Raw genomic sequence first — 15,575 nt, 5'->3', positions numbered from 1 at the left:
TCTTGAGAAACGTCGAAAGACCCCGCGAACCTGAGGGGATCGATCAGAGAAGTCGCTCATGATCACGATCTGTGACCTTCAAAGCCCTGGTGTCGTCGGCCCGAACGGTTGCGGCAAATCCACGCTGCTTCGTGTGCTTTCGGGCCAGCTAAAACCTTTGACCGGAACATACAAGATAACCCCCGAGAACGCATACCTCGACCAGAAGCTAAACCGAGACTAGCCCGGGATGCGTAATTTTTCCTCCTCCGGATCGAGCTCCGTTTTCGTCCAAAGGCGGTCGGCGACCACCATCGGGTTGGTATTGATCGCGTGCGCGAAGCTATCGACGCGTGCGATCAACTCCTCGGCGGTGGCATGACAATGATGATAGGTGACATCCTCGCGCAGCCAGCGCCACAGGGCTTCGACAGGCATGAAGTCAGGGCTGTAGCCCGGCAATGGCAGCACGGTGATGGACAACTCCTCAGCGAGGTCGCGTACGGCGATGGAACGGTGATACGAGGCACCATCCCAGATCAGAATCAGTTCGCGCGTTGGCTCCTGTTCGCGCAGGCGGCGCAAGACGCTGAGGGTGTGCTCGGTGTTGGCGCGGGGGAAGTCCCAGATTGCCACCTGGGCGGTGTTATAGAAATAGAGGCCATAGAAGCTCACCTTCGCGGCGAGTCCGGGCGAGTGAGAACCAACCCAAAGGCGCTCGCCGCGGGGCGCCCAACCATATCCGAGATCGGCGTCCTGATGGATATGGGCTTCATCGATATAGACCAACAGCGGTGGTTCTGCGCCGAGGGTCCGCCGCAGCAAGGCTTGGAGTTTGGCCACGAACGCCTCGCGCACGGCCGTGTTGGCGCGATTGAGCAGCGCTTTGGCCTTTTTCCAGGAAAAGCCCAGGCGTTTGAGTGCCCGACGGACGGTTTCACGGCTGAGGCGCTGTCCAAACTGCCCCTCGATCCAGGCGACCAGGCGCTTGAGCGTCCAGCGCGGTGGAGCGGTGTGTGAGGCAAGGTCGGCGTTGGGCTCGAGGCGTTTGGTCTGCGGATCACGTTGTACCGAAGGCGCGGCGGCCGATGCCACCCCCGCGCGGATCAGTTCATCGAGTGCTTGCTCTGTCTGCGGGTCAAAAAAGGGGGGACACCTCCGGTGTGCTCGAACACCAGAGCTTGCGGGCCGGCGTCATTGTAGCGATGCACCCAGCGGATCAGCGTCTGCAGGTGGCGCCCCGTCGCGCGGGCCACGGACGAGGCGCCTCGCCGCTGACGCGCCAGTTCGTACAAGGCCAGAAACCGTTCCCGAGTGCGCGGATGTGGCGCATGCATCGCCTCTTTGCGGAGATCGTCTGGGGTCTGGTTCCACTTGGCGAGATCGAGTACGAGCATCAGCTGAAAGCCTGATCGATGGAGAAGAACGAGCTGACCAATAGGACGCCCGGTTGCTTGCCGTGCAGCGTACCATGAAAATTACGCATCCCGCACTGGACGGGGTTTAGTAAATCTCGATCCGGATAAAACGATACTCGCACACTTACAATTCGCCAATCGTCAAGCTACAGAAGGGAATTTACGCATGCGCTTGAGTCAACTGGGGCTTGACGCTCAGAAGATAACGACACCAAGCGGATCGTTGAGCGGTGGCGAGCATTTAAAAGGAGCTCTCGCTTGCATACTCTACTCCGATTCGCCTCCGCAGCTGTTGCTACTCGACGAGCCGAACAACCACCTTGACTTGCCTTCATTACAGGCATTGGAAATCATGTTACGTACCTACGAAGGCACGTTGATCCTGGTGTCGCATGATGAGATATTCCTGGACAATCTCGAACTAACAGATCGATTGTTCGCTACTGAACAAGGTTGGGTCTTGGAGCAGGTTTGACGTATCCGTTCGATTCTGCGAAATAGGATCTCGGGCAGGAAAGGCGTCCGTATATCCACCGACCAGGCACGACCTCGACCGCGCCTGATCGGTCAACCCCTATGGAAGATTATTCGCACACCCTCGGATACGCTGGATCCGGCAGCTGCAGCTGGCCTTCCGCGTCGATGAAGGTCTGGGTGCTGTAGTCGCTGCAGGCGACGGGCATCACCTGCGGCGGCGCGGCCAGGATGGGATCGCCGGCGGCCGCTCCGCCCAGATCCTGCTGCAGGTAGTCGATGAATCCCTGGGCGTAGTCGATGTAGGTGTCGACCATGCGTCCGTCCTCGCTCACGGTCTCGAAGGTGGCATAGCCGTCGCCGCCGGCGGCGAGATAGTCGTTGGTCACCACCGTCACCTGATCGGTGTCGGCGAGCGCGCTCCATTCGGTCGCGCCCTTGCGGCGGATCTCGATGTTGGAGAAGCGGCTGCCGAAGGGCTGGCTCAGGTCCAGATCCCAGCGCAGATTCGCGGCGTAGGGATAGGCCCCGGTGGAGCCGTCCTCAACGTCCTGGAAGGCCGAGACCGCCTCCTCCAGCACCTGCCTGATTTCGGCGCCGGTCATCCGGAGGTTCGCCAGGGTATTGGCGAAGGGCAGCAGGGTGAAGACGTCGTTGATGCTGATATCGCCGGCCGGGATGTCGATGCGCACCCCGCCGCCGTTCTGGATGGCGACGTCCGCTTCGAAGCTGCGCTCAAGATAGGCGTAGGCGACGAGCTGCTGGATGTCACCACCGTTGGCCTGGGTCATGCGAGCGTCACAGATGGAGCTGCGTCCCTGGCCTGGAATGCGCTCCAGACAGAGGTTCTCGGTGGCCCTGCCCACCAGGGAGGTCTTGAGCACCTCCACGTCCTGGGCGTAGTAGTCGACGATCGATTGGGTGGCCGCATCGGGCTCGACGATATCGAGCTCCGGGGTGGCCGCGATCAGATCCAGGACCGCCTGCAGATCCGCCCCCTCCAGGGCCGCATCATCCCGCTCGAAGGTATCGCCCAGCAGCAGATGCGGCGTCCCCGAGCAGCCGCTCACATGCCCGGCCTCATCGAAGTTCAGATGCAGCTCGCCGACCACGTCCGAGTATTGCCAGGCCTGGACCACGCAGACCAGATTGCCGTCCAGATCCCTGACCCGAGTCGGATAGGGACCGGCCGGGTTCAGACCGAAATCGGCGAATCGCTCGCCGAGCAGGGTATGGGAATCGCCGCCGACGATGGCATCGACCCCGCGCAGCTTGGCGGCCATCGCGAGATCGTTCTCGTACTGATAGTGGGTCAGCAGGACGATCTTGTCGACGCCCATGGCCGTGAGCCGATCGATATAGCGCTGAGCGGTCTCGGTCTCGTCGAGAAATTGCGTGCTGTCCAGTGGACTCGAGGACACCTTGGTCTTGTGTGCGATATCGAGGCCGATGATGCCGACCGATTCGCCCCCGACCTCCTTGACGACGTAGGGCCGAACCAGCTCGGTCGCCGCATCCGGATGGAGCGGCGTGCCGAGCGCCGGCACCACGTTGGCACCCAGCACCGGGGTCTGGCATGAACCCGGATCGGCATTGAGATAACCCAGGAACTGGGCCAGACCGGCATCGCTATCGTCGAATTCGTGATTGCCCAGTTCGAAGGCGTCGAAGCAGACCTGGTTCATGACCGACGCGTCGGCCTCACCCTTGAACAGGGAGTAATAGATGGTGCCGGTGACGGCATCGCCCGCATGCAGCGTCAGTACGTTGGCGTTCCGCGATCTCAGCGCCTCGATCTCGGCCACGACGCGCGGAAAGCCGCCGGTCTCCACATCCACCGTCACCGAGTCATCCCCGCCCAGCACCAGCTCTCCGGAATTCGCCTCGATATGGGAGTGATGATCGTTGATGTGGAGCAACGTCAAGTGGAACCCCGATCCGCCCGTATTCGGGCCGCCCTCGCCGCTGGGACCTCCCGCCGCGAGCGCCGCATCCAGCGCGGTATCGCCCATGAGGCCGGACGCCGCCGCCGAAGAACCGATGGAGATGGCCGCAATCAAGGCGGCGATCAGAGAACACGATTTGCCGAACATGACCCCTTGCTCCTGCGTTGACTCATCTGCGGGTCAAGGATAGGGATCGATGGTTACCGGTCTGTGAATTGGCCGGCCGGCCCGAGAACGATCGTGCAAGAAAAACGTAACCTCGGCGAAGTACCCTTGAGCACGATACGGTATCGGGCCGATACACCTTGTCCGAATCGACTGGATCTCTGGCGGAACACTCTCAAGGGCTGCTGATGATGAAGAATCGACTCTATTTTCCGCTCGCTATGGCCTTATTCGGCGCATCCTGTGTCGTGGCGGCCGATTCCCCGGCAACGGGTTTCTATGTCGGAGCAGGCATCGGGAAGGCCTATGCCGATCTCGACGAAGGGGACGTCACGCAACCGCTCGCGAACGCGGGGTTCGCGATCGCCGGATCCTCGAAGGAGGATGATGCGACCTCCTGGCGGCTGTTCTTCGGTCTTCGCATCAATCCCTATCTGGCCGTGGAGGCCACTTGGCTCGATCTCGGCGAATACGAGATCGAGACGAACATCGGCGGCAGCAACCCGGGACACCTCCGCTCGACACTCGATGCGGGCAGCACATTCAATCTCGGCCTGGTCGCCGGCTATCCCTTCACCGATCGCGTCCATGGCTTCGCCAAGCTCGGGGCCGTCGTCTGGAGCGCCGATGTCGAGAGTCGCGCCTATCTCGCCTCCGGCAGCGCCATCTCCAAGGATGACGACAGTGGAACGGACCTGAGCTTCGGGCTTGGAGTCAGCGTCGACCTGACCGAGCAGATCGCCGTGCGCGGGGATTGGGATCGCTACCAGTTCGGCGGCAAGGTGGATACGGACATCGACGTCTGGAGTGTCGGTATCCAGTATCGATTCTGAGCAGAGCGGCGGAAATCCGCACTTGCGTGAAGGATCCGCGACGCGGGGGACGATCCGGACATGGCCGCCACCGAGCGATGCGATCGTGCCCCCTTTCGGAATCCGAACCTGGTCGTTACGGACCCAGCTTCGTCAGCACCATGTCACGGAACCGCTTGGCCTGGGCGGCCGAGGGAATCTCACTCGCCAGCAAATCGATCGCCTTGTTCAAACTGCAGGATTGCCTGAAATGGTCCTCGCACAGGATCTCGCCGATGGGGCCCACGAATTCGACCAGACACTCGAGTAGCAGTGCCTTCTGTCGCTCGGTGAGAACCGCCCCCGTATCGGCGGTATCCGAAACAGGGCTCGAACCGACGGCCCCTTGTCCGTCCACCGCAGAATCGAGCTGGCCCAGAATCTCATCGTTCGATGGAAGCTCCATGCGAGGCAGGCCGGACACCCCTTCTTGGAAACGATATCGGCCGGCATTGATCTGTCCCATGCGCTGAAGCGCGCTCGCCCCCACCTTGTTGCCGAAATAGAGATAGACGATCCTGCCCTCCTGCAATGCGACCTGAGCGCTGCGATTCTCGTCCGTCGTCACGAAGAGGGCGCCCGTGGCTCGCTGCCGCACCAAGCGTCGAATCTCGTCGACGATCGCGGCAAAGGGGATGTATCCGCTTTCCATCCTCGTCTACCGGTTGCGCAATCGATTGAGCGCCATCGCAAGACTGACGCGCATCCGTTCGATGGCGCGCGCCAGGGCGCCGATCTCGTCGGCCCGATCCGTTTCGCCGATCTCGGTCTCGAAGCCCCCCCGGCTGATCTCGTCGGCGGCGGCGGTCAGCCTGCGAATCGGCGCACTGAATCGCCTGGCCAACAGCAGGGCCACGAGGATTACGCCGACCAGGGTCGACGCCAACAGGATCAACGAATACAGCCGAGCCCGATCGGCGGCCTCGTAGGCCTCCAGGGCATCCTGCATCACGATGAACTTCCATCCGTGGTCCAGCACCCTGGTCACGGCGACGAAGCGTCTTCCATCCAGTTCGAACACGAATGGCGGGTCGCCCGGCCGCGACTGCAGATGCGCGGCAGGATGGTTGCCGAAATCCTGCAGCTCGGAAGTGACCCCGCCTCCGCCGTGGGCGATGAGACGGTCGTTCTCGTCCAGCAGGATCGCGTAACCCGTCTTGCCGATACGGGTCTTGGTGATGGTGTTGGACAGATCCTCCAGGGTCATGGCGATCGCGATGACGCCTTGGGTCTCCGAGGCGTCCGAGAGTATCGGCCTGGCCAGCATGAAGGCCGGCTTCTTCGAGGTCTTGCCGAGCGCGACCTGCTGACCGACGGCTGCACCCCCCATGATCTGCTTGAAGTAGGCGCGATCACCGTAGAAGGTCTGCGGCTTTCCGTCGCTCCGTCCGACATTCTTGCCGTCGGGCGACACCGTGAAGGCGAGGTAGATCCAGTCGTAGGTGTCCGAGATCGACTTCAGAACGGGATCCTGGAGGCTGTCATCCATGCTGCGAATCGCGGGAACCTTGGCATTCTGATCGAGGAGCCGCAGGTTCATCGAGGTCCATTCCTCGACGCTGCGCCCCAGCGTCTCGGCGCTCTGGTTCAGATCGTGCGAAACGATCGAGTCCCAGACCTGCCTGGACTCATGAACGCTGATATACCAGAGCCCGGCAATGGGAATCGTCGAAACGACGCACATGGCGAGGAGTATCTGGTAGAAGATGGTGAAGCGAAGAGGCTGTCGCTGGGCCGCCTGGCCTTCCATAATTGACTCCTGTTTCCCCATCGTAGGGAGGTGACTGCTGTGCTGATCCTACGAGCTGGGACGACGCGACACAACAGCGCCACCTGAAAATCCTATCCAATCCTCAAAATCCCCCGTCGACAGATCGGCGCCTCGGATGACGAAGACGCCGCTGCAATGGCTCACCATAGCAGCCATCTCGATCCCGGTCAGCGGTCATCGAGAAGCACCCGTCGAAATCCCAGCGGAACGCGTTCGCGAATCCGGCGCCGAACCCAATTATTCGATCGGCTCCTCGTACTCCGATATCCGAACGTAATCGACCAGCATCCGCTGGGGAAAGGCATCGACGTCGACCCCCTGCCGCCCGCCCCAGCTGCCGCCGACGGCGAGATTCAGGATGACGTAGAACTCATGGTCGAACGGCCACCATTCCCAGCCCTGGCCGTCATTGTCGACGCGGAAGAAGCTCAGATCGTCGACGAAGAACTCCATGGAGTCCTCGAACCACTCGACCGCGTAGAGATGATAGCCGTCGGCGGCATCCGGAATGGCGATTTGGTCGGTGCGCTGATTGCCGTTCTTGAAATAGGCGCCCTTGCTGTGAACGGAGGCATGGACGACCTCGGGCTCGTAGCCGACGTGCTCGACGATGTCGATCTCGCCGCAGTTGGGCCAGTACCAGCCCTCCTCCTCGTTCCAGCCGTAGAGGCTCGGATCGGTCGGCATCAGCCAGAAGGCGGACCAGGTCCCCCGGGCGTCCGGAAAGCGGATGCGCGCCTCGAAGCGCCCGTAGGTCGAGGCCCCCATGCTCTGCGAGTGGATTCTCGCAGATGTGAACACGCCCTCCTCGTCCGGGTCCCCATGGGCCTCGATGACCAGCGTTCCGTCCTCGACCCGAACGTTTTCCGGACCGTCCGTATAGGACTGCAGCTCGTTGTTCACCCGGCGCGGCGGCCAGTTCTCGATGTTCCATTTCTCCTCGTCGGGCGGCCCCTCGTACTCGAATTCGTCACCCCAGACGAGACGCCAGTCGGCGGAGGCTTGGGCTGAAACGAGCAGGCAAGCGGCGAGAAGGGACTTCGGGGGCGTCGATATGGGCATGGGCAGGTCGTGACGGCTCGGGTTGGCGCATCCAGGTCTCGGCACGGAGGAACCGCCTCCGTTCCGCGCACGCGCGTCAGCAGAATGTCCCCTATTGTCGCATCTCCCCGCCCAGTAGAGGACGAGAACGCTGGTCACCTGCCCGGCTTCAGCGGACCATGGAAATTACCCATCCCGTTCTGGGCGGGGTTTGGAACGATCTCGAATCGGCCAGGAGATTGCGAATGAACTCCCCCCGCGAGCGGACGATCGGCAAACCGCATGACCGCCATGCGCCTCTGCAATGGCCTTGACCACGGCCAGACCCAGGCCGCTGCCGCCATGTTTGCGCGAGCGCGACGGATCGCCTCGACGAAATGCCTCGAATACGTCGGCCGCGGCCTCGCTGGCGATACCCGGGCCTTCATCTTCCACGCTCAGGCAGTACCGACCCTCCGACTCCTCGAGGCGCACGGTCAGGATGCCTGGATCGGCATGCTGTAGCGCGTTTTCCAGCAGTGCCATCAGGGCCTGGCGCATACGAACCGGATCGCAGTCCGGCCGCAGTCCGGTATCGAGCGCCTGCTGCAAGACGAACCCTCGCGCGGACAGCGCCGTCGCGAAGACCTGGATCACGGTACGCAGCTCCTCGGCCAGTCTGACCTTGTCTCGCTGCAGCTCCAGATGACCGCTGTCCTTGAGGCTGAGTACGCGCAGGTCCTCGATCAGGCGGCTCAGACCTTCCACCTGGCGCAGCAGACCCTCGAAGATCTCGTTGCTGGGGCTGAAGACGCCTTCCGCGAGACCCTGCAGACGCCCGCGCAGAATGGTGACCGGCGTGCGCAGTTCATGGGCGATGGCGGCGTTCCAGAACTCGCGCTCGCGGGTCATGCCCTGCAGGCGCTCGGCCATGGCGTTGAAGTCGCGCACCAGCTGCGCCGTTTCGCCCATCGCCCGCTCGTCCATCCGCGCCCGGGCGTCGAGCCGGCCCTGGGCCACCTCGCGCAGGCTGTGCGCCACCGAGTTGAGCGGCGTGATGAGGCGCCGCGACAGGCGGATGGCGACGAACACCGCCATGCCGAGCGCGGCGACGATGGTCCCGACGATCCAGACCATCTCAACCCGCGAGGGCATCCAGGTTTCGGAAATGGTGCCCGGCAGGTAGGTCACGGCGACGGCATAGAAGACGTAGGAGCCGAATACCGAGATCAGGATGATGCCCAGCGCCATGACGGCCAGAGACTGGACGATCTGACTGCGCAGGCCCGGCGCGCGCTTCATGGATCGCCGCCGAAGCGATAGCCCACGCCCCAGACGCTGCTCGGTACGCCCCGGATGTCCAGGGCCTCGAGTTTCTTGCGCAGCTTGCTGATGTGGCTGTCGACGGTGCGCTCCTGGGTATCGCCTTCGGGCAGGCAGTCGACCAGCAGCTCCGCGCGGCTGAACGCCCGTTTCGGCGCACGCATCAGACAGGCGAGCAGTTTGAACTCGGTCAGCGTCAGCTCCAGCGTCTGCGGCTGGCCATGACGAAGCACGCTGGCTTCATGGCTGTCGAGGTCGATCTGGAACGGGCCGACGCGCAGCACCTGCGGGGCGGCGGGCGCGCTCGCGCGTGTGCGCCGCAGCACCGCCTGCACCCGCGCCACCACCTCGGCCGGGTTGAAGGGTTTGACCACGTAGTCGTCGGCCCCCAGGCGCAGCCCCATCAGCTTGTCGATGTCCTGATCGAGCGCGGTGAGCATGATCACCGGCGTGTCGCTGCGCGAACGGATGTCGCTGAGCACCTTCCAGCCGTCGAGTTGCGGCATCAGCACGTCGAGCAGGACCAGATCCGGCTTGAGCGTCCGGTGCAGGGCCAATGCCTGGTGGCCGTCGGTGGCGTGCTGGGTGCGCAGCCCGCTGCGCTGCAGGTAGGCGATGAGGATGTCGGCGATCTCGGCCTCGTCCTCGGCGATCAGTACCAATGCCGAGGCCGAGGCAGCAGGGCTGAGGCGCGCGTTGGGATCGGACATGGGCGGGCTCGCTGGCGATGGATCAGAAGTTTATCGCGCCCTCCATGCTTTCTCCACAAAGCCTCGAATCATTCGCAACAGCCGTGCGCCAGACTGCCGCTTCGATGTCCTCCCGACCGAAAACAGCGCGTCCGGGAGATCCGTTCAGCGAGGTGAGTAGGCGATGTGCATCAAACAGCGGCATCCGGGCATTCTGCTCGCGGGGCTTGCCGTCTTGGTCCTGGTGGGTTGCGATTCGGCGCAGCAGGCTGAAGAAGCGCCCGCGCCGATTCGGGTGTCGGTGATGATACTCGAGACGAGCGAACTGTCGGTCAGCGAGGATCTGCCCGGTCGCGTGGCGGCCGTGCGCAGCGCCGAGATTCGTGCGCAGATCGGCGGCATCGTGCAGCGCCGTCTGTTCGAGCAGGGCGCCGAGATCAAGGCCGGTGACCTGCTGTTCCAGATCAACCCGGCGCCGTTCGAGGCCGAGGTGGACAGCGCTGCGGCAGCCTTGCAGCGCGCCGAGGCGGTCTTGGCGCGGGCGCGCGTGCAGACCAATCGGCTCACCCCACTGATGCGGGCCGAGGCGGTCAGCCGCCAGGTGTATGACGATGCCGTCGCGCTGCGTGACCAGGCCGCCGCCGACGTGGCCCAGGCCAAGGCGACGCTGGCGCGGCGCAGGCTAGACCTGCAGTTCGCCAGCGTCGAGGCGCCGATCGCCGGGCGGATCGACCAGGCCCTGGTCAGCGAGGGCGCGCTGGTCTCGCCGACCGATGCCACGCCCATGGCCAGGATCCAGCAGATCGACCAGGTGTACGTCGATGTGCGCCAGTCCGCCTCGGTGCTGGAGACACTGCGCCAGCAGGTCGGCTCGGACAAGCCGGAGCTGACCGTGGAGATCCTTGGAAGCGACGGCAAGCCCCTGGGCATGCAGGGGCGCATCCTGTTCTCCGGCATCGAGGTGGACGCCGGTACCGGCGACGTGCTGCTGCGCGTTCTGGTCGACAACCCGCAGCGTCGCCTGCTGCCCGGCCTCTACGTGCAGGCGCGGATTCCCCGTGCGCATTACGCCGATGCCCTGAGCGTGCCCCAGCAGGCGGTGACCCGCACGGCGGGCCAGGCCAGGGTGTGGGTGCTGGATGCGCAGGGCCAGGCGCAGCCGGTGGCCGTCGAGCTCGGTGAGCTGGTGGCGCGCCGCTACCGCGTGTTGTCCGGGCTCAGCGCCGGGCAGCAGGTGGTGATCGAAGGCATCGAGCGTTTGAGCCCGAATGCGCAGGTCGCCGCACGCCCCTGGCAGCCCGCTGCCGCCCGCGAACAGCTCAGCGCCGTCGCGCGCTGAGTTCGGAGAAACCCTCATGCCGCAGTTTTTCATCAACCGCCCGGTGTTCGCCTGGGTGATCGCCCTGTTCATCGTGCTGGCCGGCGTCATCGCCATCCCGCAGTTGCCCATCGCCCGCTACCCCTCGGTGGCGCCGCCGACGGTGACCCTTTACGCCACCTATCCGGGGGCCACCCCACAGACCCTCGACGACTCGGTGGTGAGCCAGATCGAGCGCGAGCTCTCGGGGGTGAAAAACCTGCTGTACTTCGAATCCTCGGTCGACACCTCGGGCAGCGCGCAGATCACCGCCACCTTCAAGCCGGGCACCGACGCCGAGATGGCCCAGGTGGACGTTCAGAACCGCATCAAAGCGATCGAGCCGCGGCTGCCCCAGGCGGTGCGCCAGAACGGCCTGCAGGTGGAGTCCGCCGCCTCCAGCTTCCTGATGATGGTCGGCATGACCTCGCCCAACGGACAGTTCGACGAGGTCGCGCTGAACGACTACTTCGCGCGCAATATCGTCCAGGAGCTGCGCCGCATCGACGGCGTGGGCCGTGTGCAGCTGTTCGGCGCCGAGCAGGCCATGCGCATCTGGGTCGACCCGAACAAGCTCACGGCCTATGGCCTGACCATGGACGAGCTGGCCCAGGCGATCGAGCAGCAGAACGCGCAGATCGCGCCCGGGCGGATCGGCGACGAACCGGCGCTGCCGGGCCAGCGCCTGACCGTGCCGCTGACCGTGCAGGGACAACTGACCACGCCGGCGGAGTTCGCCGCCGTCGTCCTGCGTGCCGACGCCGATGGGGCGAAGGTGGTGCTTGGTGATGTGGCACGGGTCGAGCTGGGCGCAGAGTCCTACGGCTTTTCCAACCGCGAGAACGGCGTGGCGGCGACCAGCGCCGCGATCCAGCTCTCGCCCGGCGCCAACGCGGTGCGCACCGCCGCCGCCGTGCGCGCGCGCCTGGCCGAGCTGGCGCCGACCCTGCCGGCGGGCATGGCCTACTCGGTGCCGTTCGACACCGCGCCCTTCGTCAAGGTCTCTATCGAGAAGGTGATCTACACCCTGTTCGAGGCCATGGCGCTGGTGTTCCTGGTGATGTACCTGTTCCTGCAGAACCTGCGCTACACGCTGATCCCGGCCATCGTCGCGCCCATCGCGCTGCTCGGCACCTTCGCGGTGATGCTGCTGGCCGGCTTCTCGATCAACTCCCTGACCATGTTCGGCATGGTGCTGGCCATCGGCATCATCGTCGACGACGCCATCGTAGTGGTGGAAAACGTCGAGCGGCTGATGGCCACCCAGGGGCTCTCCCCACGGGAGGCGACCGCGCGGGCGATGCGGGAAATCACCGGCGCGATCCTCGGCATCACCCTGGTGCTCACCGCCGTGTTCATCCCCATGGCCTTCGGCAGCGGTTCGGTGGGGGTGATCTACCAGCAGTTCACCCTGTCGATGGCGGTGTCGATCCTGTTCTCGGCCTTCCTCGCCCTGAGCCTGACGCCGGCGCTGTGCGCCACCCTGCTGCGTCCGGTCAGCGCTGACCTCCACGAGAAGCGCGGCTTCCTCGGTGCCTTCAACCGTGGCTTCGAGCGCTTCACGGCGGGATACGGCACGCGCGTGGCCCGCCTGGCCGGTCGCAGCGGGCGGATGATGGCGATGTACGTGGCGATCTGCGCGGTGCTGGTCATCGCCGCCACGCAGTTGCCGTCGTCCTTTCTGCCCGAGGAGGATCAGGGCTACTTCATGACCTCCATTCAGTTGCCTACCGGCGCCACCAGCGAGCGCACGCTGGACGTGGTCAAGTCCTTCGAGGCACATGTCGCCTCGCGTCCGGCGCTGGACGCCAACCTGGTGGTACTGGGCTTCAGCTTCTCCGGCTCCGGCCCCAATGCGGCCATGGCCTTCACCATGCTCAAGGACTGGGATCAGCGTCATGGCGCCACCGCCGCCGAAGAAGCAGAGCTGGCGCAGCAGGCCATGGCCGACACCGTCGAGGGCACGGTGATGAGCCTGATGCCGCCGGCCATCGACGAGCTGGGCACCTCGTCCGGCTTCACCCTTTTACTGCAGGACCGGGCCAACCGGGGCGAGGCCGCGCTGCTCGCCGCGCAGGCGCAACTGCTGGAACTGGCGGCGCAGAGCAAGGTGGTCAGCGACGTCTATCCGGATGGTCTGCCCCCTGGCGAGAGCATCCGCCTGGAGATCGACCGGCAAAAGGCCGAGGCCATGGGTCTCTCCTTCACCGCCGTGAGCAGCACCCTGTCGGCGGCCATGGGCTCGCTGTACGTCAACGACTTCCCCAATGCCGGGCGCATGCAGCAGGTCATCCTGCAGGCCGACGCCCCGGCGCGCATGCAGCTGGACGATGTGCTCGGCCTGCGCGTGCGCAATGCCAGCGGCGGCATGCTACCGCTGCGCGAGGTGGTGACGCCGGTGTGGAGCGAGTCGCCGCAGCAGATGATGCGCTTCCAGGGCTTTCCGGCCGTGCGTATCGCCGGAGGCCCCGCGCCGGGCGTTTCCAGCGGCGCGGCGATGGCCGAGATGGAACGCCTGGTGGCGCAGTTGCCGCAAGGCTTTGCCGTGGCCTGGACGGGACAGTCGCTGCAGGAGCGCCAGTCGGCGGCACAGGCACCGCTGCTGATGCTGCTGTCGGCACTGGTGGTGTTCCTGGTGCTGGCGGCGCTGTACGAGAGCTGGTCGATCCCGCTGTCGGTGATGCTGGTGGTGCCCCTGGGTCTGCTCGGCGCGGTGGCGGCGGTGATGCTGCGCGGCATGCCCAACGACCTGTTCTTCAAGGTGGGGATGATCACCATCATCGGCCTGTCGGCGAAGAACGCCATCCTCATCGTCGAGTTCGCCCGCCAGCTGCATGCCGATGGGCGCACGCTGATCGACGCCGCAGCGAGCGCCGCGCGCCTGCGCCTGCGGCCGATCCTGATGACCTCGCTGGCCTTCACCCTCGGCGTGGTGCCGCTGATGCTCGCCAGCGGCGCCAGCGCGGAGACCCAGCATGCCATCGGCACCGGGGTGTTCGGCGGCATGCTCAGCGGCACCCTGCTGGCGGTGTTCTTCGTGCCGGCCTTCTTCGTCTTCGTCATCGGCACGCAGGAGCGCCTCGCCGCCCGGCGCGCGCGACGTGACGCCGCAACACGCCCCCTGGAGAACGGATGATGCGCCGGTTACTGACCCTGCCGCTGATCGGCTGCCTCGGTGCCTGCTCGCTGACGCCAACGCTGCAGCACCCACCAGCGCCGGTGCCGGCGAGCTTCCCCGTGGCCTCGGCGGCGCCGGCGCCGACGCCGGCGTCGGCCGTGCCCGCCAGCGCGCTAGGCTGGCGCGCGATGTTCGGCGACCCGCGCCTGCAACGGCTGATCGACCTAGCCCTGGAGAACAACCGCGACCTGCGCCTGGCCACACTCAACGTCCAGGCGGCGCGGGCGCGCTCGAACATCGAGGGCGCCGCGCGCCTGCCGGCCGTGGGGCTGGACGCGACGCACAGTCGCGAACGCACCCTGACCACCGATGCGACCAGCCGCGAGCTGGATCGGCGGACCGGAGTGAATGTCGCGCTCAGTGCCTTCGAGCTGGATCTGTTCGGCCGTGTGCGGACGCTCTCCGATGCCGCGTTTGCGCGCTACCTGGCGAGCGAGCAGGGGCGCAACGCCGCGCAGATCGCACTGGTGGGCGCGGTGGCCGACGCCTACTTCACCCAGCGCCTGGCCGACGAACAGCTGCGACTGTCCGAACGCACCCTGACCGATTGGCGACAGTCCCTTGCGTTGGCGCGCCTGCTCAAGCAGGCCGAGCAGAACAGCAGCCTGGACGTGGCCCAGGCCGAAGGGCAGGTCGCCCTGGCCGAGGCCGACGTGGAAGGGCGCCGCCGCGCCCTGGCCGAGGCCGACAACGCGTTGCAGTTACTGGTGGGTAGCGAGCTGCCCGGCGACCTGCCGCCCGCCGTGTCGCTGGAGCGCCAGCCGGTGATCGCGCGCCTGCCGGCTGGGCTGCCGGCCGATCTGTTGCTGACCCGCCCGGATCTGCGCCAAGCCGAACAGATGCTGGTGGCGGCCAACGCCGATGTGGGTGTGGCTCGGGCCGCGTTCTTCCCTCAGATTTCGCTCACCGCATCCTTCGGCTATGCCAGCGCCTCGCTCGGCAGCCTGTTCGACCCGGCCCGGGAGGTCTGGCGTTTCGCGCCACAGATTTCCCAGCCGCTGTTCCAGGGCGGGCGTCTGCGCGCCGAGCTGCGCCTGGCCGAGGTGCGCAAGTCCGAGGCCGTGGCCCAGTACGAACGTGCCATCCAAGTCGCCTTCCGCGAGGTGGCCGATGCACTGGCGGGCACCGCCACCTTCGACCGTCAGATCGAGGCACAGCGACGTGCGGTGAGTGCGACGCAACGCAGCCTGGAGCTGTCCGAGCTGCGCTATCGCGCGGGCCTGGACGGGCGCCTGGATCTGCTCGACGCGCAACGCCAGCTCTACGCCTCCCGGCAGGCGCTGCTGGACCTGCGCCGCGCGGAGATCGCCAACCGGGTCGCGCTGTACAAGGCCCTCGGCGGCGGCCTACATGCGGACAGCGATGATGCGGCAGCGGCTCCCACTGGACCCCGTGCTTGACGAC

At 65.4% G+C, this 15,575-nt stretch carries 13 protein-coding genes and 1 pseudogene; 6 read left to right on the top strand and 8 right to left on the bottom strand.

Going from position 1 to position 15,575, the window contains the following annotated elements:
- Positions 1-88 precede the first annotated feature (88 nt).
- A pseudogene (locus tag D779_RS21555) lies at positions 89-205 on the top strand (ATP-binding cassette domain-containing protein); the annotation flags it as partial.
- A 14-nt stretch (positions 206-219) separates the two neighbouring features.
- On the opposite strand, the gene D779_RS05785 reads toward D779_RS21555, so the two are convergent.
- Both D779_RS05785 and D779_RS05780 read right to left on the bottom strand, forming a co-directional pair.
- Positions 220-1,074, bottom strand: coding sequence for an IS630 family transposase (locus tag D779_RS05785; protein WP_043750834.1), 855 nt, complete (start codon positions 1,072-1,074; stop codon positions 220-222).
- A gap of 11 nt (positions 1,075-1,085) precedes the next feature.
- A complete protein-coding gene (locus tag D779_RS05780) occupies positions 1,086-1,376 on the bottom strand; it encodes a helix-turn-helix domain-containing protein (protein WP_043750831.1) in 291 nt (96 codons plus the stop codon).
- Positions 1,377-1,563: 187 nt separating this feature from the next.
- On the opposite strand from D779_RS05780, the gene D779_RS05775 reads away from it, so the two are divergent.
- On the top strand, positions 1,564-1,872 hold the full coding sequence (locus D779_RS05775; protein WP_043750825.1) for an ABC-F family ATP-binding cassette domain-containing protein: 309 nt from the start codon (positions 1,564-1,566) through the stop codon (positions 1,870-1,872).
- A gap of 109 nt (positions 1,873-1,981) precedes the next feature.
- Here D779_RS05775 and D779_RS05770 read toward each other — a convergent pair whose 3' ends face one another.
- Complete coding sequence (locus D779_RS05770) at positions 1,982-3,964, bottom strand: bifunctional metallophosphatase/5'-nucleotidase (RefSeq protein WP_043750820.1); 1,983 nt, start codon at positions 3,962-3,964, stop codon at positions 1,982-1,984.
- A 206-nt stretch (positions 3,965-4,170) separates the two neighbouring features.
- On the opposite strand from D779_RS05770, the gene D779_RS05765 reads away from it, so the two are divergent.
- Positions 4,171-4,815, top strand: coding sequence for an outer membrane beta-barrel protein (locus tag D779_RS05765; protein WP_043750816.1), 645 nt, complete (start codon positions 4,171-4,173; stop codon positions 4,813-4,815).
- Between the two features lie 115 nt (positions 4,816-4,930).
- On the opposite strand, the gene D779_RS05760 is transcribed toward D779_RS05765, so the two are convergent.
- The 5 genes from D779_RS05760 to D779_RS05740 all read right to left on the bottom strand — a co-directional run bounded on the left by D779_RS05760 (position 4,931) and on the right by D779_RS05740 (position 9,657).
- Positions 4,931-5,434: a DUF4388 domain-containing protein gene (locus tag D779_RS05760; protein ID WP_157726326.1), complete on the bottom strand. Its 504-nt coding sequence runs from the start codon at positions 5,432-5,434 to the stop codon at positions 4,931-4,933.
- 57 nt (positions 5,435-5,491) lie between these two features.
- Positions 5,492-6,583: a cache domain-containing protein gene (locus tag D779_RS05755; RefSeq protein WP_043750808.1), complete on the bottom strand. Its 1,092-nt coding sequence runs from the start codon at positions 6,581-6,583 to the stop codon at positions 5,492-5,494.
- 258 nt (positions 6,584-6,841) lie between these two features.
- Positions 6,842-7,711: a glycoside hydrolase family 16 protein gene (locus D779_RS05750; protein WP_157726325.1), complete on the bottom strand. Its 870-nt coding sequence runs from the start codon at positions 7,709-7,711 to the stop codon at positions 6,842-6,844.
- 120 nt (positions 7,712-7,831) lie between these two features.
- Entirely contained in the window at positions 7,832-8,926 is a 1,095-nt protein-coding gene (locus tag D779_RS05745; protein WP_043750802.1) for an ATP-binding protein, read from the bottom strand.
- On the bottom strand, positions 8,923-9,657 hold the full coding sequence (locus D779_RS05740; RefSeq protein ID WP_043750797.1) for a response regulator: 735 nt from the start codon (positions 9,655-9,657) through the stop codon (positions 8,923-8,925). Before D779_RS05740 ends, D779_RS05745 begins: the two co-directional genes overlap by 4 nt.
- Positions 9,658-9,820: 163 nt before the next feature.
- Here D779_RS05740 and D779_RS05735 point away from each other — a divergent pair, with 163 nt between their 5' ends.
- The 3 genes from D779_RS05735 to D779_RS05725 are packed head-to-tail and all read left to right on the top strand — an operon-like array spanning position 9,821 to position 15,571.
- The gene (locus tag D779_RS05735) at positions 9,821-10,975 is read left to right on the top strand and encodes an efflux RND transporter periplasmic adaptor subunit (protein ID WP_043750794.1); all 1,155 of its coding nucleotides are present in this window, start codon (positions 9,821-9,823) and stop codon (positions 10,973-10,975) included.
- A 16-nt stretch (positions 10,976-10,991) separates the two neighbouring features.
- Positions 10,992-14,129: a multidrug efflux RND transporter permease subunit gene (locus tag D779_RS05730; RefSeq protein ID WP_043750896.1), complete on the top strand. Its 3,138-nt coding sequence runs from the start codon at positions 10,992-10,994 to the stop codon at positions 14,127-14,129.
- A complete protein-coding gene (locus tag D779_RS05725; RefSeq protein ID WP_081763348.1) occupies positions 14,126-15,571 on the top strand; it encodes an efflux transporter outer membrane subunit in 1,446 nt (481 codons plus the stop codon). Before D779_RS05730 ends, D779_RS05725 begins: the two co-directional genes overlap by 4 nt.
- Positions 15,572-15,575 lie beyond the last annotated feature (4 nt).

The organism is Imhoffiella purpurea, assembly GCF_000585215.1.
Classification (GTDB): Bacteria; Pseudomonadota; Gammaproteobacteria; order Chromatiales; family Chromatiaceae; genus Imhoffiella; species Imhoffiella purpurea.
Note: the sequence above shows the minus strand (reverse complement) of the source record. Positions and strands in the feature narration are given on the sequence as shown.